Genomic DNA, 24531 nt, shown 5'->3' with positions numbered 1-24531 from the left:
TTAACCGAATTTTAACAAATAAAACTCTGTTTCTTAACATATAAAGGAATAATTTTGCAAGTGATGAATACTAAAATCATATTTTTATCGTTTATTGTTGCCATCTCGTTCTCAGGCTTCCTGTTTGGGCAGGAAAGCTATAAGAATTTAGTGTATGAAGGCAATCAGAAATTTGACGGTAAAGATTATGATGGAGCCTCCTCAAAATACATGGAAGCGATGAAATCCAATGATAAAGATTTTACCGCTCACTATAATATGGGGAATGCATTGTATAAAAGTAAAAAATACGAAGATGCAAAGGCCGAATTTGAAAAAGCGGAAAAACTTTCACAAACACTTCCTGATAAGGCTGCAGCCCTTCATAATTTAGGGAATGCTTATATGCAGATGAACCAGCCGGAAAAAGCTGCTGACTATTATAAAAAAGCCCTGAAACAGGATCCTTACAGTGAGGTAACCAGAAAGAACTATGAGATTGCCAAACTGAAAGAGAAAGAAAAACAACAGCAAAAAAAAGAACAAAATAATTCAGGAAAAGGCGGCGGCGGAGATGATCAGAACAAAGGTGATGATCAGAAAGGCGACAAAGACAAAAAACAGGATCAGGGTAACGGCCCACAAAACGAAGGTAAAAGTGACCAGGGTGACAATCCTAAGCAGAATCAAAATAATGAAGGCAGAATGCCAAAGAATCTTGAAAATGCGATCTTAGATAAAATCAACGAAAAAGAAAAAGAAACCGCCAGAAGAATTTTAAACAAAAATTCTTATTCGATGCCTGAAAGCAACGAGAAAGATTGGTGATGCAGCAAAAATTGATTTACATATTGCTTACTCTAGCATCCGTAATTACTTACGGACAGGTAAATCTTTCTATGGATGCAGATAAATCTGAATATGCCGGTAAGGATATTATCAATCTGACCATTGTTCTTGAACTTAACGGAAGTGATCTCGTACAGCAGACAGGTTTTCAGCTTCCGGATCTTTCAAAATTTAATATCATAGGAAGCGGATCCGTTACCAATACTGTTATTGATCCGGCTACCAATACTTTAATAACACAAAAAGTTTCCAGAATTGCCCTTGAGCCCAAGAAAAAAGGGAAAATAAAAATCGGATCTGTTCTTGTTACCGTAAACAACAGAATCTACAAAACAGAACCTTTTGATGTCAGCATCCGCGATATTGTTGACAAAAGATCACTGGCTGCCAATACCTCCAATGATGTTTTTCTGAACATGGAGATTGAGGACAGGGATGTGTATCAGGATCAGCCCACAGTAGCTGTTCTGAGAGTGTATTCTAGAAATATGGATAACCTGAGAAAGGTGAAAAATATCCATCTTCCGCAGCAGGATAATATCAATGTGCATCCTATCAATTTTGATAAGTCTGAGATTGATCCGTCCGGATATGCAAACATGCCTTCACAGGTACTGGCCATGTTTATGGTATTCCCGAATGAAGCAGGCTATGTGGAAGTTCCCGGAGTATCTGCCTCTGTAAGTACTTATTCCAATAAAACTAAAATTGTTTCCAATAAAGTAAAAATTAACGTAAGAAAGCTTCCTGAGGGAGCTCCTGAATGCTTTAAAAACGCTGTTGGAAACTTTAATGTAAATGTATATAACGCTTCCAAAGAAAAACCGGAAGCTAAAAAGCCTCTGAATGTGGTAGTAAAAGTTTCAGGAGAAGGTAACTTGTCGGATATGGAACTTCCTAAAATTGCCGCTTCTCCGGATTATGAAATTTTTGCTCCGAAGATTACCTCTAACGTTGCTCCGGGAACTGCAGGAATGAAAGGGGAAATTCTGGCTAATTATGTGATTATCCCTAAAAAATCAGGTGCCATTTCCATTAAAACAGAACAATTCGCTTTCTTTGATCCTGCCAGCAAAGAATATGTAGATCTTGGACAGAAAACGCTGGATCTGAATGCATTCTCCCACGATCAGATTATGGAGGCCCGTTCTACTGTAGAAAAGGTAAATGAATACACCAATAACCTTCTGGAGACCGTAAATACTCCGGTGTTAAAAACAACTTCATTTAAAGTAAAAGAAAAAAGTAAATTCCACTGGAATATTCTTCTCATCAATATTGCTATTCTGATAAGCTTATTTGTAGCGTATATGCTATTTAAAAATTGGCAAAAAAAACGTACATTAGTTAGGGAAACTGTACCGTCAAAACCTTTAGGTTCAGTGGCTGAAACAGAAAAAGAGATCAGAGAATTGATGAAAACGGATGTGAATGATTATTTCGGATATCTGGAAAACCTTAAAGATAATGGTGAGTATGAAAAGTTCTTTGTAACGCTGGAAGAATTGGATGAAGAAGTAAGAAGTCAGTATTTCCAAGGCTCTGCTTCCGAGTTTAAGACTTTTCTTGAAAAGCACAAAGGCGTTTCAGTTGCAGAAGAATACAGCAAACTGCAGCAGAAAGTTCAGATCGAAAAATACCATCCTGTGAAATCTGCTGAAGCTCTTGAAGAACTTTTGAAAACAATTGTTAATTTATATTCACAAATTAGCAAATAATCAGTTTATTTTCATATTTTTGCGAAATTATTAATTACAAAGAGATGGAAATTTTTGATGGTTTCTCTTTTAAAGAGATCGTTACCAGCTTTATGGTTCTTTTTGCCGTTATCGATATCATCGGCTCAGTTCCTATTATAGTAAGCCTTCAGCAGAAGTTTGGACAGATTGAAGCCGGAAAGGCAGCCGTTACTGCGGGAGCTATTATGATTGTTTTCCTGTTCGTAGGAAATAAGATTCTAAAACTTATTGGTGTTGATGTAAATTCCTTCGCCATTGCCGGAGCTTTTGTGATTTTTGTCATAGCCCTGGAAATGATTTTGGGAATTGAAATCAATAAAACCACCGAGGCAAAGGCTGCATCTATTGTACCCATCGCATTTCCGCTGGTTGCCGGAGCTGGAACCTTAACAACTGCCCTGTCTCTTAGAGCTGAATTTCATGATATTAATATTATTTGCGGAATTATTCTTAATACAATTTTCGTATATTTGGTGCTGAAATCAGCGAAATGGCTGGAGAAGAAAATTGGGGATGCTACTTTGATGATCCTTCAGAAAGTTTTCGGAATTATCCTTTTGGCAATTTCAATTAAATTATTCACCGCAAATTTTGCTCAACTGGTGCAGAATTATATTAATTTTTAAGAGTCATGAAGAAGTTTTATAAAGTATTTTTAGTACTGTTTATTGTATTCATCACCATCAATCTTTATGCTATCAACTGGCAGGCAACTGATATTCTAGGAGATGAAGATAACATTAGGTTCGCATTCTCAGCCGGAGCTGCAGCAATAGGCCTTATCCTGCTTTTTGTTATGGATACCTGGAGCAGAATCGGTGTAAAGAAATAAATTGAATATTTCATTATAGATATAGCCTCTTTCTTTTTGAAGGAGGTTTTTGTTTTTTGTTAGGTAAGAGGTGTTAGGTAGCAGGGAATAGGAATTAGGAATTAGGATTTAGGGAATAGATTTGCTATCAATATCCATATTTACTTTTCTTATTCAATAGGGAAGGGCTTTAGCCAAAAAAGATAAGAGATCAATTGGCTTTAGCCAAAACTTATGAATACACCGCAAAGCTCACAAAGTTTATATTCATAGCTTTAAAATCGTTCGCAAAGGCGTTGCACTCAGCAAAGAAAATAGATACAACTATCTGTGCAAGTCTAACAGCATCAATCCATATATTACATAAATAATGATCTGATTAATTCAGTAGGAGCGGGCTTTAGCCCGTTTAAATAGAGTATAAAATTCATAGGCTTTAGCTAAAACCTACATTATTGAGCAAAGCTTGCAGAAAGATGATAAATGGCTTTAAAATCGTTCGCAAAGGCGTTGCACTCAGCAAAGAAAATAGATACAACTATCTGTGCAAGTCTTACAGCATCAATCCACATATTACATAAATAATTGATCTGATTAATTCAGTAGGAGCAGGCTTTAGCCCGTTTAAATAGAGGATAAAATTCAATAGGCTTTAGCCAAAAAACCTACATTATTGAGCAAAGCTTGCAGAAAGATGATAAATGGCTTTAAAAACCGGTTCGCAAAGGCGTTGCCACTGAGCAAAGAAAAATGAGCGTAAACACTTCTCAAAATCTGTGAAATGTGTTGGGAAATTCTCACATATAAAACAATATCTTTTAAGAAATAACCAGGTTTTTCAATATGGCTTCAGACTTCAGTTCTGTTTCTCTCCATTCTTTTTCCGGGTCACTTTGAGCTGTTATTCCTCCTCCTACAAAAACATGTACAGTATCTTTATAAAGTCTGGCACAGCGCAGATTGACAAAGTATAAAATACTATCTTCTGTTTCAACTTTTATATAACCGGCATAGAATTCACGGGGAAATTTTTCGTATTTACGGATATTTTCGTTACAAAAATCTTTTGGAATCCCACAGACAGCGGGAGTAGGGTGCAAATCCTGAATAATGCTGTCCAGATCTTCTGGTTTTATACTGGTTTTAAAATCGGTTCGTAAATGTTTGATATTACCGGAAATATGGTCATAAGTTTCCGATTGTTGTACCGTATCCGAATAGTTTTTAAGGATATCCTGAATGTAAGTCGTAACCGGCTTCTGTTCTTCAATTTCTTTTTCAGACCATTCCTCAGATACAGGAAGAGTTCCGGCAAGAGCCATGGTTTCAAACTGGTGAGTCGTTTTATTAAACTTTCCTAATACTTCAGAGAAAGCACCCATCCAGGCATTTTGTCCGTCATTAAACAAGTACCTGAAAGCATTGGGATAGGATTCACATAGATTTTTAAAGCTCTCTTTATAATTGATGAGTGTAAAGTCTGTAAAGATCTTTCTTCTGGAGTAAACAAGCTTTGGCAGATTATGATCTTTAATCACCTCAATCACTTCCTGTAGTGTTTTGCAGTATTCTTCTTTAGTTTCGGCAGGAGAATTTGTAGAATCATTGGTTAGGTCTTCATTTGTAATTGAAGTATGGGAAAATTCTACAGAGTTAATTTCAAAAATATCTCCGCTGAAGCTAATTTGATCTAAGCCATTATAGGAAAAAAAGCTGACTGCATTTTTTGAGCTTTTTTCATCAGCAGACAGAAGTCTTTCATCGAAAGGAAGTTTGAAATAAATCATGAGTTATGAAGGATTTTGAAAATCATCAGCGGGAAATAATACAGGAAATTCCCAGGTTGATTTTCCTTTCTGCAAAGGTATTATTAGTCTTAAAGATGTCAAAATAAAAAGAGCTTAAATTTATTTTAAGCTCTTTATTTTTTATATGTTGTTACAACTTATCTGTGAATAATATTATTTGTCATGGTTGTATGGTTGATCAAAACACCCTTTTCATCACGGATTTCAATTTCAGAAACATGCATCGTTTTGCCTTTTCTGATAAAACGTGCTGTAGCCGTTACAATGCCCTCTTTTTTACTTCTTAAATGGTTAGAATTGATATTGGTTCCCACTCCGTAATATTTTTCGCCATCGATAAAAATATTAGACAGGCTTGAACCCAAAGTCTCAGCTAAAACACAGCTCGCTCCTCCATGCATGATTCCAAACGGCTGGTGAGTTCTTGGAAGAACAGGCATTGTTGCGGTAAGGGTTTCATTTTCGAGATCAATATCGATGAATTTTATTTCAAGTGTCTTGGCAAGAGTTACGTCTCCCCAGTTATTGATGAATGCTAATATTTCTTCTTTTGTCTGACCTTTCATTTTTATAATTGATAATTAATTTTGCCTCTTGCCTCTAACTCTGTTCGGTTCCCATAATATTGGGATTCCAGTTTTCCGGAACTTTAGGAACAATATCGTTTTTCACGTAATAGTCCTGAATTTCCTGCATAATTTCTGAAAAAGGTACTGATGCTATCCTTTCGTAAGGAATGGTGTAGCCCAGGTAAACAATGTTTCTTTTAAAATCACCTGCTGCCAGTACAATAGGAACTTTTGCAGCCAAAGCCATATGATAGAATCCTTTTCTCCATTTCGGAACCCAGCTTCTGGTTCCTTCCGGAGTAATAACAAGGCTGAAATCTTCTTTGGAAAACTGGTTGGCTACGAAGTTTACAAGATCATTTTTCTGGCTTCTGTCTATACCAATACCTCCAAGTCCTTTTACGATACTTCCATACCAGGCCTTGGTGTGTGCATCTTTAATGATAATTTTCAGAGGTTTTTCCAAAGACCAATAGGCGAAATTTCCTAAAATGTATTCCATATTATGAGTATGCGGTGCTACCACAAGGATACACCTGTTGAGATTGTTTACATCGCCCTGTAGAACGACTTTCCAACCTAATACTTTTAACATTGCTTTGCCTAACAGCTTTTTCATAGATTTCTTGAATTAAAAACAAAAAAGTATAACCAAACTTTGGTTATACTTTACAAATATATTGAAATATTATTGCTCTTAAAACAAACCGCTAATTAAATCTACGATTTTCATTACGAATTCCATTGCAAATTGTATCATGATGAAGCTGTGTTTTTGGTTGATTGGTTATTAAATTTTAGCTTTACGAAATTAAACCTTTTTTTTCACATAAGAAACTAAATAGAGCTTTATTTTTACTTTTCTGAGAGAAGAAGGGTGTGAATTTCAAACGGTTGCCATCCACTCACACCTTCTACCACTCTCTGAAGTTAATTATTTAGTTTGTATGGAAATTTCGTTTTTTCCGTCTTTGATTTTGATGTCCATATCTTTATTTGATTTTTTGATATTGGACACTGCAGAATCAATAACTTTCTTTGCCTGGTTGTTCGGAACCTTTTTTCCATTTACGATGATACTGTCCTTATCATCAGAGTTGTACTCAATACTGGAACCGTTTACCGTGATTTTATTTTTTTCAATTCTTACATTGTTGTTGTCTTCATCCTGGTCCTGATCTTCATCATTGATACCGTCTCCGTCTAAATCTCCATCCATGTGGATACGGTCTTTATTCATAGAGATAACTACTGCTTTTTGCGGAACTACAAGTTCATAATTAAGGCTGTAATCTCTGAATCTGTGTTCATATGGATATTTGATGTAATTGGGAAGTAATATTTTGTTATTTACCACTTCTACAGGAACAGTCAGCTGGATTGGGAAATTATAGCCTTTTCCTTCTTTTTTAATGATCAGATAAGGTGTTTTGATATCCGGTTTTCTGGTTACATCTACAGAAATATAATCTTCTTCATAAACTGTTCTTTTATCAGAATAAATATCATTGTTGTAACCTTTGAAATTCTGAGGAATGTTGATTTGTTTTACATCTACATACACTGTATCTGAAGTAGTGTTGATGGCTACGTTTTCTACATCTTCCTTGTTTCCTTTGTAAATCATGTCTTTTTTAGCCATGCTGATTCCGAAGTAAGTTCCAAGTCCGATCAAAAGAAGGAATAAACCACCTACAACCCATCCGATATTTCTCAGTTTTGTTTTCGGAGAGAAGATCTTGATGCTTAATAAGCTGAAAAGGATTGCCGGAATTAAGCTTCCGATCACCATCATCGCAGCCAGTACTTTATCAAGTCCCTGGTCATCCATGTAGAATCTGATTTCATTAGCTCCGGGGAAATCTGTATCCATTCCGAAAAGTCCGAATAATACAAATACTCCAATAATACTTCCTACAGCCATTAATACAAAGAATCCTCCTACGATATACTTGAATACATTCCAGATTCCGCTGCTTGCATTGTTGATATAAGGTTTGTTTTCTGTATAGATTTCTCCGACCCTCTGAGTAGATTCATTGGCAAATTGTACCAATTTATTAGACTCATTCTTAAGATTGTCGAAGTTCATAGGCTTTCCCTGCATTTTCAGGAAATCTGCTGCGGTTTCAGCTTTTGGAAGTACAATCCAAAGGATTACATATAAAAGACCTATTAATGAAGAGGAAATTGCTGCAGTGAAAATCCCTAATACGAAGATTCCCAGCCAGATTGCTCTCATGGTAGTAATATCCATTCCTACATATTGAGCTAAACCTGCACAAACCCCTGCTACTTTTTGTTTTTCCGGATCACGGAACAATTGTTTTTTATCGGTATAACCGGTTCCTGAATTATTTTTTCTGGTAGATGTTTTTTCAGAAAAATAAGCCTCTTCCTGTTCTTCGATTTTTTCAGGGCTTCCGATCTGTGCGATTACCTTTTCTACATCGGTATCGTTGATCACTTCACGTTTTCCTAAAGAATCTTTGAAAATCTCCACCATTCTTATTTCTATGTCATGCATTACCTCATCTGCTTCTGAAGCTTCAAGTGAGCTTCTCAGTGCATTCAGGTAATCGCTGAGCTTTATATATGCGTGTTCTTCTATGGTAAAAGAAAAACCTGCGAGTCCTATTGAGAGTGTCTTGTTCATAGCTTTGTTTTTTAATTTTGTTGGGTGATTTGGTTTACTGAGGCTGTCAGCTCATTCCATGTATTTTGAAGTTCATCCAGGAAAAGTTTTCCTTTTTCTGTGATCTGATAATATTTTCTGGGTGGTCCTCCTGTAGATTCTTCCCATCTGTAAGAGAGAAACTCTCCGTTTTTAAGTCTTGTAAGAAGAGGGTAGAGGGTTCCTTCCACTACATCCAGTTTTCCTTTTTTCAGTTCGTCAATAAGATCGGAAACATACATTTCGCGGTTATTGATGAGACTTAGAATACAGAATTCCAGAATTCCTTTTCGCATTTGCGCTTTGGTATTTTCGGTATTCATCTTTGATAAGTTTTGTTAATTAGTTATATAATTTTCGAAGTTCGGAACCTAGCTAGTTGTACCTATTTCGATTTTACATTACAAAGATATGTAAATAAAATGGTATTATGCAATACAAAGTAGTGGAATTTTTAAAATAAATTATTTAATGTATTGAAAATCAATACAATAATTTTTATAGTCAATTTTGAGTAAAACGGATTTTACAAGAAAATGTCTGAAAATATTTAAATTTTTAAATAGAATTTTGAAAATTGGAGAGAAAAAATGATCTTTTATCACTTATCACTTATCACTTATCACTCATTACTCATATCATAGCCCCGATAGCAGCGGTTACCCCACAGCAACCAGGGCGTCGTAGAGAAGCGAGGAGTATGAGCGGATAGCGGGAAACAGCTTCTTACTAATAAATATTCTTTTATTAGAGAAACATATATAGAGAATGAGATTTTGAGATCGGTATTAGGATTCGTATTTTTGTTAGGAAAAAAACACCTAAATCATTTACTATTACCATGAATTTATTCAATAAGTATAAGCATTTACCGGCTTTTGTTTTACTAGGACCTGCCTGTTTTGGACAGTATCAGTTTGAAGTTAAAAATGCATCGAAGAGTTATGATGCCATCATCCAGGTGGAGAATTGCTATGATGGACAATGCAGCGGAAAAGGAACTGTAGAATTGTACGATCATAAAAATACAAAGGTGCAGACTTTTATATCTGATCATCTGGTGCTGAATCTGAATCAGGGCGAAAAGCTAATACCGGGAAAAATGCTTCCGTTAAAGAATGAACAAAGCCCTGTGATCATTGATGATTTTAATTTTGATGGAACAGAGGATATAGCAGTAAGGAATGGTAATATGGGAAATTACAGTTCTGCCTCTTATGATGTATACGTATTCAACAGTACAAGAATGGCTTTTGTGAAGAGCAAGGAGCTTACGGAGCTTGCTTCCAATTCCTTTGATATTTTCGAAGTTGATGCTAAACGTAAACGCCTTATTACTTTTGGGAAATCAGGATGCTGTGATCTTTTTACGACAGAATATGCTGTAATTCCGAATAAGGGACTTGATAAAGTCTTTGAAAAAGAAGAAGATATGACCGTTGAAGGACGCGTGAAAGTAACCACTAAAGAAAAGCTTAATAATAAATGGATTACCAAAATAAAGGTATATCCTTCAGATCAATATAACAGAAATAAGAAGTAAGATGAAAATTCAGAAAGAGATAGATTTTATCCTGGCTGTAGATGCGCTTAAAAATGTACAGCGAAGAAATTATAATGCAGACGATTCCCGAAGAGAGAATACGGCGGAACATTCCTGGCAGATTATTATTCTGGCTCAGATCCTTTATCCGTATGCTAAAAACCGTGCGGATATTGATCTATTGAGAGTGATAAGAATGCTTTCCATTCATGATCTGGTGGAGATAGAAGCCGGAGATACTTTTATTTTTGACGAAAAAGCAATGGTAGGTAAGTTTGAACGAGAGAAAGCATCTGCTCAAAAGATCTTTGGAATTCTGGATGAACCTTTGCGTTCAGAATTCTTTAATCTATGGCTTGAATTTGAAGATGAGAAAACACCGGATGCTATTTTTGCCTGTGGAATCGACAGAATCATGCCGTTTATTTTAAATTCCCATACCACAGGAAAAAGCTGGACGGAAGCCGGAGTTACCGAAAAACAAATCCGAAATATGCTTGAAAATGCCATTAGCAGAGCATCGGATGAAATGGGAGAGGCTTTTGAACTTTTACTGAACAGAAGTCTGGAAACAGAAAAAGTGTTGAAATAACCTTAATGAAAATGAAAAGAATCGGGCGGCCAGAGGCCGCCCGATTCTTTATTTATAGTATCTGGATTGGTTTCTTGAATTCGTCAATCGCTACAAAAGTAAAATCACCTACGATGGCTTTCTCTCTTTCATACGAATACATCTGCTCTGTGTAAATTTCAACGTTCACTTTCATACTGGTTTTTCCCACGTATGAAACTTTCCCAATCAGTTCAACAATCGTTCCGGCAGGAATCGGTTTTTTGAAATCTATTTTGTCGCTGCTTACCGTTACCACTCTTTTTCTGGCAAAACGGGTAGCGGTAATAAAAGCTACTTCGTCCATCAGCTGCATAGCCGTACCACCAAAAAGGGTATCATAATGATTGGTTGTGTTTGGGAAAACCGCTTTAAAGATTCTGGTTTCGGAGGCTTCAATTCTTTCTTCTGTAGTCATATTTCATTATTAATTAAAGCGAAATGAAATAATATCAAACAACAGAATAATAACAGGAAATTCGGAAATTCCTGAAACAATTCATCAGATCAATACAACTTCAGATCGCGAAAGTTACTTGTTTAAGAAAAAGGCAGGTCTCCTGACTTGTAACATCTTTTATCTCCTTCCCATGCCTCGCACAGTGGATCTTTGATAAAGATTTCAGTTACTTACAGTTGCGCGACAGTCCGTGATTTTCACACGGTTCCCTTTTAATCTGCAGTGATGCAGAACCAATTTCTATGATGAATAAGCGTAAAACTTTTTCGGGTGCAAAAATAATGAATTTATTCCGGATTATGATAAATAATCTGGCTGATTACTCTTCCTTTTTTGATTGTCCAAAGAGTTGTGTATCTGTTTTCTCCTGAACCATTGATCATATAAAGGAAAATATTATCGTTGTCAAGGGAAGTTACTCCAATGTTCTCAAAATCCATGGTAGGCTGGAACATATTTTTGATGGCTTCTCTTACAAAAACAGAACCTCTTCCGGGCTGTTGTACTCTGATGGATTTGATTTCAGTCATTCCTTCAGGAAGATCATTTCCTATTCCCCATGGTTTTACTTTATCAATGGTAAGAATTTTTCCTTCAGCATCTTTTTCCTTTTTACGGTATCCTGCATTGGAAGGATAGACATCAATCACTACTTTGCTTCTTTGGGCGGTAGGGATTTTAGGATCGGAATTGTCTGTGAAAATAATTGATCTTCCGTTTTTAGATTTAGAAGGAGTATACGCGGGAAGCTGATCTACATAGGCAATACGCCCTTTATTCACCATTCCTTCTTTATCAAGAGTTTCATAACGTACAAAAGGCTTGTCATCATCCTGTTTTTCCGGATATTTGATCCAGATCCATTCTGTTTCTCCCGGAGCCGGTTTTACATAAACAAAAACATCTCCTTTACGCATACGGATCTTGTCTACAATTTTTCGGTAGTCGTCTTTATGTACACGTACGTTGGCATATCCTTCTTCAGCTTTTACAACTCCAAAAGGAACTTTTGTCTGCCCTTTTACAAAAGCTATAGATAAAATACTGAATGCGGATAAATAGAATGCTTTATTTATAAAAGTCATCATGAAATTTTTTTTGATCCCCAAATATATAAATTAAATACTTTTCGGGAGATAATTATACCGCTGCAGTTCTTTAAAATCTTGTATTTGTTTTAGATGGCCGTCAGAAAGCAGATATAGGTGGTCTGAAATATCCAGAACATCCTGGTAATTGTGATCAGAAATAATAAAACCTTTATACTTTGACTGCTGACGAATGATTTTCTTTAATTCTTCACAAACTTTTGGAGAAAGGCTATGGAATGGTTCGTCCAGTAAAACAAAATCTGTTTCAGAGTAAGTGATCATCAGGGATTCAATAATTCTCTGTTCGCCTTTAGAAATATTTTTAATTTTTTCATGAAGAAAGGGTTGTATGAATTCCAGGGCAAACAGTAAATTGGTGTTTTCTTTATTACAGAAGAAAGGAATCAGGTTTTTAACGGTTTCATATTTAGGTAAAAAAAGGTCTTGAGGCAAATATGAGATTCTGTTTTTTCTGTCTGATATACTTTTCAAAACCTTGTTGCCACATTTTATAAACTGGGTATCACCGCTGATAACCCCGAAAATAATTTTTAATAAAGTTGATTTTCCACTTCCATTTCTGCCCAGCAGCCCTGTAATCTGTCCGGTTTCGCATTCTATATAAACATCCTGCAAAATTTTCCTTTCATTGAAGGACTTTGTCACACTATCAACATGCAGTTTGCTCATAAAAACAATGTTATAATTTTTACAATAATCCCCGATAATATCGTTCCTACCCAAAGAAAAATCCTCGAAAACCCTACATTGGCATAAAAGTAATATTCGTTTTTAAACCTTAATTCATAAATGAAATAGTGAAGAACAGGAAGGATTAAAAGGAAATTCAGTCCAAAATTTTTAATACTGAATGATGATAAAAAAGAAATCAATAAAGAAAATCCCAAAGTTGGAAACATTATTTTTTTATAAAAAATCCAGAGAATAGAAAAACTTTTGTTCATGGTAAAAATAAAAATGGAATATCTATGAGAGTGTATTTTTTACAGCATTAATTTCAAAAGTATTAAAAAAAGCACAATAATATCGAGTTTGTGTGGGAGATATTCCAAAAAATCTCTTATTTTTCAAGGGAATTTTAAAACTAATAAACATGACAAAAAAACTACTGTATGTATTCTCTTTTATTTTGGGAGTTTCCAGCTTTCAGGCAAACAACAAAGTAGAAGAAGAATCCCAACCCTTATTTTACTGTGATACCAATGCTCCCACTGGCGTGCAGGTGTCTACAACTCTTACCTCAGGAACTGTTACCTGGACTGCTGATCCCAATACTCCGAATAATTTTATCAGATATAGAATCCCTGGATCCACTATCTGGATGGTGGCTACTCCTGTAGCTGGGCAAAATTCTTATACTATTACTAATCTGCAGCCTTGTACAACTTATGAAGTGCAGGTGGTAAAAGTGTGTACCGTACAGGGAACATGGTCTACTCCTGTATTTTTTACAACAACGCTTAATTATTGTGCTAGTGCATCTACAGATACCAGCCTGATGCATATTTCCAATGTGACCGTAAATTCTGCAGGAATTACCACTCCAATGGTCAGTAATTCCGGGCCTTCCAATTATACAGATTACAGAAGTGATGTAAGCCGTAAGGTCAAGTTTTTTATAGGAAGTACAGGAAATACACTTTCAGTGACCAATACGTGGACGGGAACTCCGGGTACAGCCACTGTAACGGCATGGATTGATCTTAATGCCAACGGAATTTTTGAATCCAGCGAAAGAGTTATGGTGGCGAATAATATCACTCAGGCTGCTCCGGCAGTATCTGTTTTCACAATTCCAAGTTTGGCAGCAGTGACATTGTGTGGGGTAACCATGAGGATTGTTTCCAGTCAAACAATGCCAGCAGATGGCTGTAGTACATTTACCTATGGAGAAGTTGAAGATTATGGAGTAGATTTACTCAATCTCACCCTTGGAGTTGAAGAATCAGGGAAATCTGCAAAACCTGAAATTTATCCTAACCCTGCATCCGATGTTTTAAATATCTCAGGAATTTCAGACGTAACGGATTATGAAATTTATAATGCTGTGGGACAGAAAACGGGAGAAGGAAAAGTTTCTGACCATAAAGTAAACCTTAGTAATTTGTCCAAAGGAATTTATTTTATCCAGCTGAAAGATAAAGACAATACAATCCGATTAAAATTCATTAAGAAATAAAGATCAAAAAAGAGAGCACCTTCTAGTGCTCTCTCTTACTATTTGCATTCCATTAATTTCAGATGAATTAAATTCTCTCAAGTTCATCCGCATTAATTGTTGTTTTGAAAGTTCCGTAATTGACAATCACTTTATTGCGTGAAATTTTTTCAATGGTTCCTACGCTGGTGCTTCCCGTAATACGAACACGCTGCCCGATTTTCATCCACACTGCACGGTCGGTTTTACGCTGTTCTTCCAGTCTTTCATTGGTTTCTGCAATTTTTTCAATAACGTCTTCTTTTTTCAGCTGTTGGGTAATTTTTCTCTTAACCACCTGCAGACGTTTTGATTCATCTTTGTCATTCCCAAGTTTTCTGAATTTCTCCTGTTCAAGAAGTTTTACAAAATCTTTTACAACATCTTTTCTGGATTTTCCCTTAGTATAGCTGTCAATGAATGTTTCAATCTTATTCCCGAACTGAAGCTTACGGTGTTCCTCCTCATACAGCTTCTGGAAATTGAAAAGCTTTTGCTGAAGCTGATCATTCAGTTTCTGAAGGTTGTCACGTTTATCTTCTACAGATTCTTTTCTTTCTGCAAGATCAGATTTCAGTTTTTCAACCTCAAACTTTTCCTGCTGCAGTTTTACAATCGTTTTATCAAGATTAACAATATCATGCTCTACCTTTTTCTTGGCAGAATGGATAATGAATCTTGGAATCTTATTCTTTTCTGCAACTTCAAACGTAAATGAACTTCCTGCCTGTCCTACTTCCAGTTTATACATAGGTTCCAGTGTTTCTTCATTGAAGAGCATGGCTGCATTCTGGGCATTGGGAAGCTGTTCTATTACCAGTTTAATATTGGTGTAGTGAGTGGTAATGATGGCAAAACTCTTTTTGTCATAGAAAAACTCCATGAAACTTTCTGCCAGCGCACCTCCAAGCTCAGGATCAGAACCCGTACCGAATTCATCAATCAATAAAAGAGTATTGGCATCAGCCTCACGGATGATTCCGGACATTTTCTTCAATCTTGATGAGTAGGTTGATAAATGGTTTTCAATGGACTGGTTGTCTCCAATATCCGTCATGATTTTTTCAAAGAAAAACATCTCAGACTTCGGGTGAACCGGAACCAGAATACCACTCTGAATCATCAGCTGTAATAGTCCTACCGTTTTCAGGGTAATTGATTTTCCTCCGGCATTCGGACCGGAAATACAGATAATCCTGTTGTGGTCTGTTAAGGTAAGGCTCTGGGGATGAATTATTTTGTTCTCTACTTTATTTCTCAGCCATAACAGAGGATGATAAGCCTCTCTTAATCTCAGCGTTTTATGATGGTTGATTTTCGGAAGAACTCCGTTGATCAATTCACCAAACTTTGCTTTGGCTCTTATAAGGTCAAGGTCAAAAATATAAATCTGATATCTCCACAGCTGAGGTTGAAATTCTGCCAGTTCTGCAGTCAGTTTACGGAGAACTTTGTCAATTTCTTTTTTCTCTTCTTCTTCATTTTCACGGAGTTTGAAATAGTGCTTCACAACACTATCCGGCTGAATGTAAGTAATGGAACCTGTCTTGGAAATTCCTAACGTTCTTCCGGCAACCCTTTTTTTGAATCCTGATTTTACTGCCAGAACCCTTTGGTCATCAATAATTGTTTCCCGAATATCATCCAAAAAGTCACTCTGTCCATACGTGGTAAGGGCACGGTTGAAATTTTCCTGAATCGCTTTTTTAGCAAGCTGAATTTCAGTTCTTATGCCTTTCAAAGCTGGAGAAGCTTCATTTTTTACCTCACCAAAACGGTTAAAAACCTTATCTACCTTCTCAATGATCTCTTTTCTGAATTCCAGTACAGAAACTTCTTCTAATAAAGTAGGAAAGGTTTCCGGCATGGTAGGGAAAAATTTTTGCAGTTTTCCGATCTGTTCCGTGATGGTTTTTATTTTGATGAAAGCAGCATTTTCAAGACGGTAATTCTCAATCAGCATCAATTTCAGCTCACTTTCAATATCTTCATATTCATCAAACGGAATCGCATTTGAACTTTCAAAACTCGAAAGATATTCCGAAGTTTTTTTTAATGAAAGTTCTGCCTCGTCTATTTCCATTGGACGAAGTTGAAGAATTTTTTCTCTTGTTTTCGGAGAATACGCAAATGGGGAGATTTCCGCGAGCAATTGCGGAAACTCTAATTCGTCTAAATCTTCTTTATCTATATACACAATGCAAATTTAGTGAGAATTTTGATTATTCCGTATATCTGAGAGATTTACAGAATAAATTACCTTTAAATTTGAACTTTATGATGTTACTTTTTTCTGAAAAAGATGGGAATGTTAAAAATAAGATGATATTCTTTTATTACATTTGAAATGTGAAACTGGAAACCCAAAGATTATTACTGAGAGATATCAACGAAAGCCACGTTGAGGATATTTTACGGATTCGAAGCAATGAAGTGATCAATCAGTTCGTCCTAAGAAACTCACCCAAAAATAATTACGACGCTCTTCAGTTTATTTTGACCATTAAAGAAAGAACTCGCAACAACCAAACTGTCTATTTGGGAATTTCTTTAAAAGATCAGCCGAATCTTATCGGAACAATCTGTCTTTGGAATTTTTCTGAAGACCGGAAAACAGCAGAAGTTGGTTATGAACTGTTACCCGAATATCACAGGCAGGGCATTATGTCTGAAGCTTTGAAAGCCGTTTTAGATTTTGGATTTAATGAATTGAAGGTAGAGGAAATTCTGGCAATCACCCATAAGTTCAATGAAAACTCGAAAGGGCTTCTTTTAAAACATCATTTTATTTTGGAAGAAGGGAAGCAGGATGAAGGTTTTCCGGATAATATTATTTTTCGCCTGCAAAGAGTCTCCGGCGGTTCCTATGAAATCTAATTGGTTTTTCTCTATCTTTATCGCCGATTGAAATTACATATGAAAAATGAAATAAAATCTTTAACGGGACTTAGAGGGATTGTTGCATTATGGGTAGCGTTTTTTCATTTTAGTTTTTTCAGGAATGAATTCATTCAGGATGTCGTAGGAAAGGGGTATGTAGCGGTGGATATTTTTTTTGTATTAAGTGCTTTTTTGCTTACGGTTTCTTATTCCGGGAAGCTTAAAAATCTGAATTATAAAACAATAGAGGTTTTTTATAAAAAAAGAATCAATAGGATTTATCCTGTATACATTGTATCGGTTATTTTTATTGCATTGTTTTTGGTGAAGACTTCCATAGCAGGATTTCTGATTAATGCTGCATTATTACAATGTTTTTTTGATCCTGATTATCTGCTGAATGTAGTCTATTGGTCGCTAAGTACAGAATGGGTTTGTTACTTACTATTCCCTTTTATGTTATGGTTTGTTCTGCATTATAAAGTGCGCAGTGAAATTTTAATTATTGCCGGTTTGGCGTTGAGGTTTGTACTTCCTTATCTTCCCGGCCATTTGTATATTGGTTCTGAAATTCCGCTGGAGATAGGAGAATCACCAAGATATCTTGATCTTCCTTATGGGCTGGTTTCTCTTCTGAGAACAATTTCTTCCTATTTTCTTGGGATCGGAGTTGCCCTTTTACCAGCATTTAAAATGAAGAAAGAAAACCTGATTATTTATATCATTCTCATATTGTTCATATCCATGTTGTTTATTGAAAAAGGGCTGTTATTTATTCCTTTATTATCAGCATTTATGATCAAATATCTGTATGAAGGGAAGCCCAATTACCTGAAGACATTTTTAGAAACCAAAGCTGTCTATTTTTTAGGAAATATCTCTTACTCATTATATATTATCCATTATATGGTGAAGAAACAGGATTTCGTTATTGTACATTCTTATCATCTTAATAATCTGTTATTAATATCCCTTTCATTGTTGTTGTCCTATTTTTCATATATGCTGATAGAAAGAAAAGTGAAGATATTTAAGGTATAACAGAGGCTCTTATTTTAATATTATTATTTTTGCACTATGACCTGGACAGAAATTTTAGCCCCGATAAAAAGTACGGAATACTTTACCACCCTTTGGGAGAAAGTGAAGAATGAATATGCGACAACCAAAGTTTTTCCACCAAAAAATCAGATTTTCAGAGCATTGGAGCTTACGGCTTTTGATGATGTGGAAGTTGTGATTATTGGTCAGGATCCTTACCATAATGATTATCAGGCGAACGGATTATGTTTTTCTGTATCTGAGCAGGTGGCAGCACCACCGTCACTTAAGAATATTTTTATTGAGTTAAAAGATGATCTGGGAGTGGTAAGAACCTCTAAAGAGCTTGATGACTGGGGAAAACAGGGCGTTTTATTGTTAAATGCTACTTTAACGGTTCGTGCCCATACACCTAATTCTCATAAAGATCTTGGTTGGGAAAAATTCACCAACTTCATTATTAAGGAAATTTCCGATAAAAAAGAAAATGTGGTATTTGTTTTATGGGGCGCTTTTGCACAAAAAAAAGCCGAACTCATAGATCCGGCTAAACATTTTATTATTAAATCGGCACACCCTTCACCTTTTTCCGTGTACAGAGGTTTTTTTGGAAGTAAGCCTTTCTCAAAAATTAATGAGTATCTTATTTCCAAGGGGAAGAAGCCTATTTCCTGGTAGAATCAGCAGATGGGTCTGTTTTTTTTATCGTAATTCCGATTTTATATTTTCCGGCTAATGCTTTTGTACCATCCTGTGATTTTGGGGCTGGGGCAACATCTTGCAATGTAATGGTATATCCGTTGAATTCTGTTGATTGGTAATAATTTTTTCCCGGATAATCCGCGCTGGCAAGGTTCAGAATCATTGGTCGGGTAGAAGTTCCCATTACTTCTACCTGAGCAAGAGCAACTCCGGCCCAGATACAATTAGCTCCTTCAGGGCAACGGCTGTCCTCAGAAACCCCTTTGAATGTAACATTCATCTGGTATTCTCTTAAAAACTTATTTTCTCCTTCACTCAGATATATAACACCATCTTTCTGATTGTTAGTGCTTGTTGTTTTTGTACCTGCAGGCATTTCAGTAGCTTTTGGGTTAATCTTGGCTTTTTTTTGGGCATCGCATCCTGTTAATGCAAATATTCCCAGGCTGAGTATGACAATTTTATGGAACATAGTTTCTTATATTTAATTAAATGACGTTGAACATATTAAGTAATACTACCAAAAACATTGCCACTCCTACCACAAAACTGAATCCGGTTCCATAAATGAATCCAATCAGTGCTCCTTTGGTTGACTGTAAAGCTTTATTCATATCCTTGCTGTCATGAAGTAATTCACCAATAAATACCCCTGCAAACATTCCTATCAGAAAACCTAAGGGAATCGGAAGAAATATCCCAACAATGGTTCCTATTACAGAACCGATACTTCCCCAACGTGTACCTCCATATTTTCTATTGGTTTTTGCCGGAATCACATAGCTTAATACTACTGAAGCTGCGGTGAGAATTCCGAATGCCCAGATATAGATCATCGGAAGGTCTGCATCTGTCCCGAATTTATAGATCAGAAGTCCGCAGATACTCAGCAAAAGCCCGGGTAATACCGGAAGAAATGTTCCCAGTATCCCGATAAATAACAGAATAAGGCAGAAAATATTAATAATCGTTGTATCCATTCTTTTTAAAAAATATACATGCAATATAAAAAAAGTGGCCTTATAAAAGACCACTTTGAGAACTGAGTTATAAAATTTTATTACAAATTTAAGATTACGTATTCCAGAATCGGTCCTGATTTACCGATATTTCCACTGGCGTGGTTATGGAATGTGGTATAGTAGATATTTCCGCTGCTGGTAGTGGCTGAACATGATCCTACATAATCACCATGTGCCTGGTGAGCGTTCCATGCATTCTGATTAATGGTAATGGTAATATTGTTGCCATTTGCCGTATGGTGGCAGATGGTCATCTGGTTATTGTTTAACGATGTCCCCACAGGTGTTTTAGGAGCTGTTGTATTGACGTACTTATTGGTTCTTATCATCAATGGCTCATTATCTTTCTGTACCAATACTTCCCAGAACGACGGATCATAATGCTGGATTTTCTGCCACAAAGGTTGGTCATATTGAATATCTAATGTGCTGAATCCTATTGCTGAGGCCATAGCAGCATTGGAAACGCTGCAGTTGTTATACATTGCACTATTACCATTGGTATTAAAGCAAATCTTTGTAAGATCCAGAAAACCTCCATAAACACCACAGTACGGAGCATTTTTATCTCCACCTACCAGATAGGCGGCAGCCCAGTCTGAAGTATAAATGCTTCCGCCATTCGTGATGAAAGTAGAGAGATTACTGAAAATGGAAAGGTCGTTACTCGGTGTGTTGGTTCCTGAATAATTGAAGTTACGGGAACCGCAGTTCAGAAAAATAATATCGTACTGAGAAATGGTGTTGAAATTTTTTAAATCCTGATAGCTAATTTCGGTTGCTGTATAACCAAGACTTGTAATTATACTTTCTATCTCGTCATAACTGCCTTCTACATAAGCTATTTTTGCAATCTGATTCAGTTTTGAATCTTTGTCGGCCACACTGGTTGTTTCATTTTTTTTAACGGTAACAGGAACTTCTGTTCTGAAGTTTAAACCATTCCCTGTCTGAATGTGAAGGGTAGAGTTTCCTTCAGGTGCCGTTAGGCTGAATGTTCCGTCAGCATTGGAATAGGTATGGTACACCTGATTTTTACTGTCAATAGTGAATACAATGGCCCCGCCAATAGGTTTTGTTCCGTTTTTAGCAAATACTTTACCTTCTATTGTTCCGGTAGGTATTGTTTTGGAATCTTCGGGATTGATTGGGTCATCGCCGCCTTTACAGTTTACTAACAACACAAGGCTGCATAGCATGATGAACAAGTAATTTTGTTTCATATTTAATTGATTTTGATGGGTTTAGTTTTAATCAAATTTAATAATTTTTTAATATTAAAACATTAAAATTGTAATTTATTTTAATATTTTTTATTTAAATTGATAATTTGTAGTTGATTTTTCATTTATAATTAAGGGTTGTGGAAGATTTGATATTTTGAAGATTGATCCGCAATATTTTTCGTTTACTACTTTTTGGGATGAAAATTGATTATGAATAGTAAAATGATGATTCTTAATTTCATAAATTTGCTGTAATGAATGACCAGTTACAAGAAACTAAAAACTTTATACAGGAGCTGAGCGAACAGCTTTACATTTATATTACCCAGATATCACCTTCCGGGCTGAACTGGGTTTTCCATATTATTGTAAAATTGAGCTTACTTCTTGTCCTGTTTTTTATTACTGATTTTATTTTTAAATTCATCATTAATTCTGTCTTCAGGTTATTTCATAATGAACAGAAGTTTCCCATCTTAAAATCTATTTATCAGGCCAAAATCACCAACTCCGTAGCACATTTTGCAGCTTTGATTGCTGTTGCCGGTATACAGGGATCCATATTTCCTGAAAATGCATTGCCAAAAACAACCATTTTTATTATACGATGTATCAATCTGGGATTGGTACTCATGTTAGCAGGAATGCTGTACAGATCATTGACTGCTTTCAGAAATTATTTCAGCATCAAACAGGATTTCTATAAGATTATGGCACTTAATGCTATTTCTGAAACTGTGAAAATTTTAGGACTTTTCATCTTTACAGTAGTCGGGCTTTGTGTGATTTTTGGCATCAAAGGAACCACTATTGTAGGAAGTCTTGGGGCCATTACAGCGGTGCTGGTATTGGTTTTCAGAGATACAATCTTAGGATTTGTAACAGGACTTCACGTAGCGACTTCTAAAAACCTGAAAGTAGGAGACTGGGTAAGTATTCCCAAATACAGTATTGAAGGAAATATTACGGAAATCAATCTTTTGACTACCAAAATCACCAATTTTGATAAAACCGTTTCTACCATTCCTACTTATGATCTGATGACCACAGAGATCAAGAATATGCAGGTGATGTCTGAATCCAATACCCGAAGAATAAAAAAATCAATCTACTTTAACATCAATTCTTTTAAATTTCTAACGGACGAAGATGTGGAGCGTTTAAAGGAGATTAACCTGATTTCAGATTATCTGGAAGAAAGAGCCTCAGAGATCAAAAAAGAAAAAGAAAGCCTTGAACATAAAGATAAAATCGTGAATGGAAGGCAGCTTACCAATATCGGTGTTTTCAGATATTACGCCCAGAAATATATTGAAAATGATCCGGATGTTGATAAAAACGGAACCCGAATGGTTCGCCAGCTGGAGATTACGCCACAAGGGCTGCCTCTTGAAATATATTGTTTTGCCAATGATTCCAAATGGGAGCGTTTTGAGCAGATTCAGGCCGATATTTTTGACCATTTATTGGTGGCTTCAAAAGAATTTGAACTTCAGGTGATGCAGGTTAGCGTGAAAGTGTAGAAAAGCTGGAAGACAGAAGAAGGAAGCTGGAAGTTTTATCCACTTTAAAACATATTTTAATTAAACTTTTAAATGATAATGAATTTAGAAAGACAAATAGAAGTACAAAGTCTGGTTTACTTCCAGCTTCAGGCTTCTGACTTCTAACTTCTCATATCTAACATCTAAAATAAAAAATGACAAAACTAAGCGTAAACATTAATAAAATTGCGACGTTAAGAAATGCAAGAGGAGGTGAAACCCCAAGTGTTACAGAAGCTGCTGTAAAAATTCAGGAATTCGGAGGACAGGGGATTACCATCCATCCAAGACCTGATGAAAGGCATATCACAAGAAAAGATGTCTATGATCTGAAGCCATTGGTTACGACTGAGTTTAATATTGAAGGAAACCCTCATCAGGATTTTATTGACATGGTATTGGAAGTGAAGCCTGAACAGGTGACTCTGGTACCGGATGCTGATGATGCTATTACATCCAATGCAGGTTGGGATACCAAAAAACATCTTGATTACCTTACAGAGATCATTGCTGAATTTAAAAAAGCAGGAATCCGTACTTCTGTTTTCCTTGACCCTTTACCGGAACTGGTAGAATATGCAGCTAAAACAGGAGCAGACAGAATTGAACTGTATACCGAAGCTTACGCAAAAAATTATCTTATCAATAAAGAACAGGCCATAAAACCTTATTACGATACCGCTGTTGAAGCGAGCAAATTAGGATTGGGAATCAATGCCGGACATGATCTGAGTTTAGAAAATCTCAAGTACTTTTCAGATACTATTCCCAATCTGCTGGAAGTATCTATCGGACATGCTTTGGTTTCTGAAGCACTTTATATGGGATTGGAAAATACAGTACAGGCTTATTTGAAGAGACTGGCAAAATGGTAATTAATTAAGAGAAGTTAGAAGCTAGATACTAGAATTTAGTACAACTTTGTTTCTGATCTCTTATATTATCTAACTTCTAATTTCTCACCTCTAACTTCTATAAAAATGGAAATTTTAAACTCAAAAATATTCGGCGAAAATGTAACCAATACGCCGCTTCTCGTATTTCACGGATTATTCGGAATGCTTGACAACTGGGGAAGTTTCGGAAAGGATCTGGGAGAATATCTTCCTGTCCATCTGATCGATCTTAGAAACCATGGACGAAGCTTTCATTCAGAAAGTATGTCCCATGATGATCTGGCAGACGATATTGCACGCTATATGGATCATTACGGAATTCAGAAAGCTCATGTTCTGGGACATTCACTTGGGGGAAAAGCGGTAATGCAGTTTGCCATAAAATATCCTGAACGTGTTGAAAAACTTATCGTTGTCGATATTTCGCCTAAAGCATATCCGCCACACCATCAGGGAATTATCAAAGCACTGGAAACGGTTGATTTTGATACCGTATCCTCAAGAAATGAAGTGGAAGCCGTTCTGAACCAGTATATTCCGGAAAGATCTACCGTGCAGTTTTTAACGAAAAACCTGTATTGGGATGACAATAAAAAGCTGGGCTGGAGATTCAATCTTAAAACATTATCTGAAAAATATACTGAATTTGTATCCAACGCCATTAAATTCGGTGTTTTTGAAGGAGATACATTGTTTATTGCAGGAGCAAAATCTAATTATATCCTGCCACAGGATGAATTTGGTATCAGGCAGCAATTTCCTAAAGCTAAAATAGTAACCGTACAAAATGCAGGACATTGGGTGCAGGCCGAAAATCCCGTTGATTTTGCAAATGTTGTTAAGGAATTTCTTGGTTTAAATTAATTTTA

Annotated in this window: 25 protein-coding genes and 1 riboswitch; of the genes, 13 read left to right on the top strand and 12 right to left on the bottom strand. The window is 36.0% G+C overall.

What is annotated here, in order from left to right:
• Nucleotides 1-63: 63 nt before the first annotated feature.
• Genes ACWPWS_RS14915 through ACWPWS_RS14900 form a run of 4 tightly spaced genes read left to right on the top strand, consistent with a single transcriptional unit; the run spans nt 64 to nt 3399 of the window.
• A complete protein-coding gene (locus ACWPWS_RS14915; RefSeq protein WP_209788353.1) occupies nt 64-807 on the top strand; it encodes a tetratricopeptide repeat protein in 744 nt (247 codons plus the stop codon).
• A 23-nt stretch (nt 808-830) separates the two neighbouring features.
• Complete coding sequence (locus tag ACWPWS_RS14910) at nt 831-2546, top strand: BatD family protein (protein WP_454047039.1); 1716 nt, start codon at nt 831-833, stop codon at nt 2544-2546.
• Between the two features lie 44 nt (nt 2547-2590).
• Entirely contained in the window at nt 2591-3193 is a 603-nt protein-coding gene (locus tag ACWPWS_RS14905) for a MarC family protein (RefSeq protein WP_209788359.1), read from the top strand.
• 5 nt (nt 3194-3198) lie between these two features.
• Nucleotides 3199-3399 (top strand): hypothetical protein, encoded by a 201-nt coding sequence (locus ACWPWS_RS14900; RefSeq protein ID WP_047434073.1) that lies wholly within the window; start codon nt 3199-3201, stop codon nt 3397-3399.
• 797 nt (nt 3400-4196) lie between these two features.
• On the opposite strand, the gene ACWPWS_RS14895 is transcribed toward ACWPWS_RS14900, so the two are convergent.
• The 5 genes from ACWPWS_RS14895 to ACWPWS_RS14875 all read right to left on the bottom strand — a co-directional run bounded on the left by ACWPWS_RS14895 (nt 4197) and on the right by ACWPWS_RS14875 (nt 8752).
• On the bottom strand, nt 4197-5165 hold the full coding sequence (locus ACWPWS_RS14895; protein WP_454047038.1) for a chorismate-binding protein: 969 nt from the start codon (nt 5163-5165) through the stop codon (nt 4197-4199).
• A 158-nt stretch (nt 5166-5323) separates the two neighbouring features.
• Nucleotides 5324-5752 (bottom strand): PaaI family thioesterase, encoded by a 429-nt coding sequence (locus ACWPWS_RS14890; protein WP_209788365.1) that lies wholly within the window; start codon nt 5750-5752, stop codon nt 5324-5326.
• Nucleotides 5753-5786: 34 nt separating this feature from the next.
• Nucleotides 5787-6374, bottom strand: coding sequence for a 1-acyl-sn-glycerol-3-phosphate acyltransferase (locus tag ACWPWS_RS14885; RefSeq protein WP_309512575.1), 588 nt, complete (start codon nt 6372-6374; stop codon nt 5787-5789).
• Nucleotides 6375-6689: 315 nt separating this feature from the next.
• Complete coding sequence (locus ACWPWS_RS14880; RefSeq protein ID WP_454047037.1) at nt 6690-8411, bottom strand: PspC domain-containing protein; 1722 nt, start codon at nt 8409-8411, stop codon at nt 6690-6692.
• A gap of 11 nt (nt 8412-8422) precedes the next feature.
• Nucleotides 8423-8752, bottom strand: coding sequence for a PadR family transcriptional regulator (locus tag ACWPWS_RS14875; RefSeq protein WP_103234940.1), 330 nt, complete (start codon nt 8750-8752; stop codon nt 8423-8425).
• 518 nt (nt 8753-9270) lie between these two features.
• Between ACWPWS_RS14875 and ACWPWS_RS14870 the strand changes: the two genes are divergently transcribed.
• Together ACWPWS_RS14870 and ACWPWS_RS14865 are read left to right on the top strand one after the other, a co-directional pair.
• The gene (locus ACWPWS_RS14870; protein ID WP_454047036.1) at nt 9271-9972 is read left to right on the top strand and encodes an XAC2610-related protein; all 702 of its coding nucleotides are present in this window, start codon (nt 9271-9273) and stop codon (nt 9970-9972) included.
• 1 nt (nt 9973) lies between these two features.
• Entirely contained in the window at nt 9974-10564 is a 591-nt protein-coding gene (locus tag ACWPWS_RS14865; RefSeq protein WP_209788373.1) for an HD domain-containing protein, read from the top strand.
• A 52-nt stretch (nt 10565-10616) separates the two neighbouring features.
• Here the strand turns inward: ACWPWS_RS14865 and ACWPWS_RS14860 are convergent, their stop codons facing one another.
• The 3 genes from ACWPWS_RS14860 to ACWPWS_RS14850 all read right to left on the bottom strand — a co-directional run bounded on the left by ACWPWS_RS14860 (nt 10617) and on the right by ACWPWS_RS14850 (nt 12823).
• Nucleotides 10617-11000, bottom strand: a complete 384-nt coding sequence (locus ACWPWS_RS14860) for an acyl-CoA thioesterase (protein ID WP_002977578.1) — start codon at nt 10998-11000, stop codon at nt 10617-10619.
• Nucleotides 11001-11115: 115 nt separating this feature from the next.
• Nucleotides 11116-11295: riboswitch (cobalamin riboswitch) on the bottom strand.
• Between the two features lie 34 nt (nt 11296-11329).
• A complete protein-coding gene (locus ACWPWS_RS14855; protein ID WP_105681793.1) occupies nt 11330-12130 on the bottom strand; it encodes a hypothetical protein in 801 nt (266 codons plus the stop codon).
• Nucleotides 12131-12160: 30 nt separating this feature from the next.
• The gene (locus ACWPWS_RS14850; protein WP_454047035.1) at nt 12161-12823 is read right to left on the bottom strand and encodes an ATP-binding cassette domain-containing protein; all 663 of its coding nucleotides are present in this window, start codon (nt 12821-12823) and stop codon (nt 12161-12163) included.
• A gap of 424 nt (nt 12824-13247) precedes the next feature.
• Here ACWPWS_RS14850 and ACWPWS_RS14845 point away from each other — a divergent pair, with 424 nt between their 5' ends.
• Entirely contained in the window at nt 13248-14333 is a 1086-nt protein-coding gene (locus tag ACWPWS_RS14845; RefSeq protein WP_454047034.1) for a GEVED domain-containing protein, read from the top strand.
• A gap of 67 nt (nt 14334-14400) precedes the next feature.
• Here ACWPWS_RS14845 and ACWPWS_RS14840 read toward each other — a convergent pair whose 3' ends face one another.
• Nucleotides 14401-16548 (bottom strand): endonuclease MutS2, encoded by a 2148-nt coding sequence (locus ACWPWS_RS14840; RefSeq protein WP_105681020.1) that lies wholly within the window; start codon nt 16546-16548, stop codon nt 14401-14403.
• 152 nt (nt 16549-16700) lie between these two features.
• Here ACWPWS_RS14840 and ACWPWS_RS14835 point away from each other — a divergent pair, with 152 nt between their 5' ends.
• Genes ACWPWS_RS14835 through ACWPWS_RS14825 form a run of 3 tightly spaced genes read left to right on the top strand, consistent with a single transcriptional unit; the run spans nt 16701 to nt 18950 of the window.
• The gene (locus ACWPWS_RS14835) at nt 16701-17228 is read left to right on the top strand and encodes a GNAT family N-acetyltransferase (protein ID WP_454047033.1); all 528 of its coding nucleotides are present in this window, start codon (nt 16701-16703) and stop codon (nt 17226-17228) included.
• Between the two features lie 39 nt (nt 17229-17267).
• Nucleotides 17268-18272, top strand: a complete 1005-nt coding sequence (locus ACWPWS_RS14830) for an acyltransferase family protein (protein ID WP_454047032.1) — start codon at nt 17268-17270, stop codon at nt 18270-18272.
• Between the two features lie 36 nt (nt 18273-18308).
• Entirely contained in the window at nt 18309-18950 is a 642-nt protein-coding gene (locus ACWPWS_RS14825) for a uracil-DNA glycosylase (protein WP_454047031.1), read from the top strand.
• Here ACWPWS_RS14825 and ACWPWS_RS14820 read toward each other — a convergent pair.
• The 3 genes from ACWPWS_RS14820 to ACWPWS_RS14810 all read right to left on the bottom strand — a co-directional run bounded on the left by ACWPWS_RS14820 (nt 18937) and on the right by ACWPWS_RS14810 (nt 21219).
• Nucleotides 18937-19446: a hypothetical protein gene (locus tag ACWPWS_RS14820; protein WP_454047030.1), complete on the bottom strand. Its 510-nt coding sequence runs from the start codon at nt 19444-19446 to the stop codon at nt 18937-18939. The genes ACWPWS_RS14825 and ACWPWS_RS14820 overlap by 14 nt on opposite strands.
• Nucleotides 19447-19462: 16 nt before the next feature.
• Nucleotides 19463-19954, bottom strand: coding sequence for a DUF456 domain-containing protein (locus tag ACWPWS_RS14815; RefSeq protein ID WP_105681015.1), 492 nt, complete (start codon nt 19952-19954; stop codon nt 19463-19465).
• Nucleotides 19955-20034: 80 nt separating this feature from the next.
• Complete coding sequence (locus ACWPWS_RS14810) at nt 20035-21219, bottom strand: carboxypeptidase-like regulatory domain-containing protein (RefSeq protein WP_454047029.1); 1185 nt, start codon at nt 21217-21219, stop codon at nt 20035-20037.
• Nucleotides 21220-21476: 257 nt separating this feature from the next.
• Between ACWPWS_RS14810 and ACWPWS_RS14805 the strand changes: the two genes are divergently transcribed.
• The 3 genes from ACWPWS_RS14805 (at nt 21477) to ACWPWS_RS14795 (ending at nt 24526) form a co-directional block, all read left to right on the top strand.
• A complete protein-coding gene (locus ACWPWS_RS14805; RefSeq protein WP_454047028.1) occupies nt 21477-22745 on the top strand; it encodes a mechanosensitive ion channel family protein in 1269 nt (422 codons plus the stop codon).
• Between the two features lie 176 nt (nt 22746-22921).
• Nucleotides 22922-23641 (top strand): pyridoxine 5'-phosphate synthase, encoded by a 720-nt coding sequence (locus tag ACWPWS_RS14800; RefSeq protein ID WP_105681013.1) that lies wholly within the window; start codon nt 22922-22924, stop codon nt 23639-23641.
• A 105-nt stretch (nt 23642-23746) separates the two neighbouring features.
• Nucleotides 23747-24526, top strand: coding sequence for an alpha/beta fold hydrolase (locus tag ACWPWS_RS14795; protein WP_454047027.1), 780 nt, complete (start codon nt 23747-23749; stop codon nt 24524-24526).
• Nucleotides 24527-24531: the final 5 nt, after the last annotated feature.

The organism is Chryseobacterium sp. Marseille-Q8038 (genome assembly GCF_965111995.1).
This window is presented reverse-complemented; position numbering and strand designations above follow the sequence as displayed.

Bases quoted from the DNA above. Each gene is read 5' to 3' on its own strand.
- ACWPWS_RS14845 (WP_454047034.1), top strand. From the start codon at position 13,248: ATGACAAAAAAACTACTGTATGTATTCTCTTTTATTTTGGGAGTTTCC.
- ACWPWS_RS14880 (WP_454047037.1), bottom strand. From the start codon at position 8,411: ATGAACAAGACACTCTCAATAGGACTCGCAGGTTTTTCTTTTACCATA.
- ACWPWS_RS14870 (WP_454047036.1), top strand. From the start codon at position 9,271: ATGAATTTATTCAATAAGTATAAGCATTTACCGGCTTTTGTTTTACTA.
- ACWPWS_RS14800 (WP_105681013.1), top strand. From the start codon at position 22,922: ATGACAAAACTAAGCGTAAACATTAATAAAATTGCGACGTTAAGAAAT.
- ACWPWS_RS14895 (WP_454047038.1), bottom strand. From the start codon at position 5,165: ATGATTTATTTCAAACTTCCTTTCGATGAAAGACTTCTGTCTGCTGAT.
- ACWPWS_RS14810 (WP_454047029.1), bottom strand. From the start codon at position 21,219: ATGAAACAAAATTACTTGTTCATCATGCTATGCAGCCTTGTGTTGTTA.
- ACWPWS_RS14905 (WP_209788359.1), top strand. From the start codon at position 2,591: ATGGAAATTTTTGATGGTTTCTCTTTTAAAGAGATCGTTACCAGCTTT.
- ACWPWS_RS14865 (WP_209788373.1), top strand. From the start codon at position 9,974: ATGAAAATTCAGAAAGAGATAGATTTTATCCTGGCTGTAGATGCGCTT.
- ACWPWS_RS14890 (WP_209788365.1), bottom strand. From the start codon at position 5,752: ATGAAAGGTCAGACAAAAGAAGAAATATTAGCATTCATCAATAACTGG.
- ACWPWS_RS14820 (WP_454047030.1), bottom strand. From the start codon at position 19,446: ATGTTCCATAAAATTGTCATACTCAGCCTGGGAATATTTGCATTAACA.
- ACWPWS_RS14860 (WP_002977578.1), bottom strand. From the start codon at position 11,000: ATGACTACAGAAGAAAGAATTGAAGCCTCCGAAACCAGAATCTTTAAA.
- ACWPWS_RS14915 (WP_209788353.1), top strand. From the start codon at position 64: ATGAATACTAAAATCATATTTTTATCGTTTATTGTTGCCATCTCGTTC.
- ACWPWS_RS14900 (WP_047434073.1), top strand. From the start codon at position 3,199: ATGAAGAAGTTTTATAAAGTATTTTTAGTACTGTTTATTGTATTCATC.
- ACWPWS_RS14830 (WP_454047032.1), top strand. From the start codon at position 17,268: ATGAAAAATGAAATAAAATCTTTAACGGGACTTAGAGGGATTGTTGCA.
- ACWPWS_RS14795 (WP_454047027.1), top strand. From the start codon at position 23,747: ATGGAAATTTTAAACTCAAAAATATTCGGCGAAAATGTAACCAATACG.
- ACWPWS_RS14825 (WP_454047031.1), top strand. From the start codon at position 18,309: ATGACCTGGACAGAAATTTTAGCCCCGATAAAAAGTACGGAATACTTT.
- ACWPWS_RS14850 (WP_454047035.1), bottom strand. From the start codon at position 12,823: ATGAGCAAACTGCATGTTGATAGTGTGACAAAGTCCTTCAATGAAAGG.
- ACWPWS_RS14885 (WP_309512575.1), bottom strand. From the start codon at position 6,374: ATGAAAAAGCTGTTAGGCAAAGCAATGTTAAAAGTATTAGGTTGGAAA.
- ACWPWS_RS14805 (WP_454047028.1), top strand. From the start codon at position 21,477: ATGAATGACCAGTTACAAGAAACTAAAAACTTTATACAGGAGCTGAGC.
- ACWPWS_RS14815 (WP_105681015.1), bottom strand. From the start codon at position 19,954: ATGGATACAACGATTATTAATATTTTCTGCCTTATTCTGTTATTTATC.
- ACWPWS_RS14875 (WP_103234940.1), bottom strand. From the start codon at position 8,752: ATGAATACCGAAAATACCAAAGCGCAAATGCGAAAAGGAATTCTGGAA.
- ACWPWS_RS14855 (WP_105681793.1), bottom strand. From the start codon at position 12,130: ATGATGACTTTTATAAATAAAGCATTCTATTTATCCGCATTCAGTATT.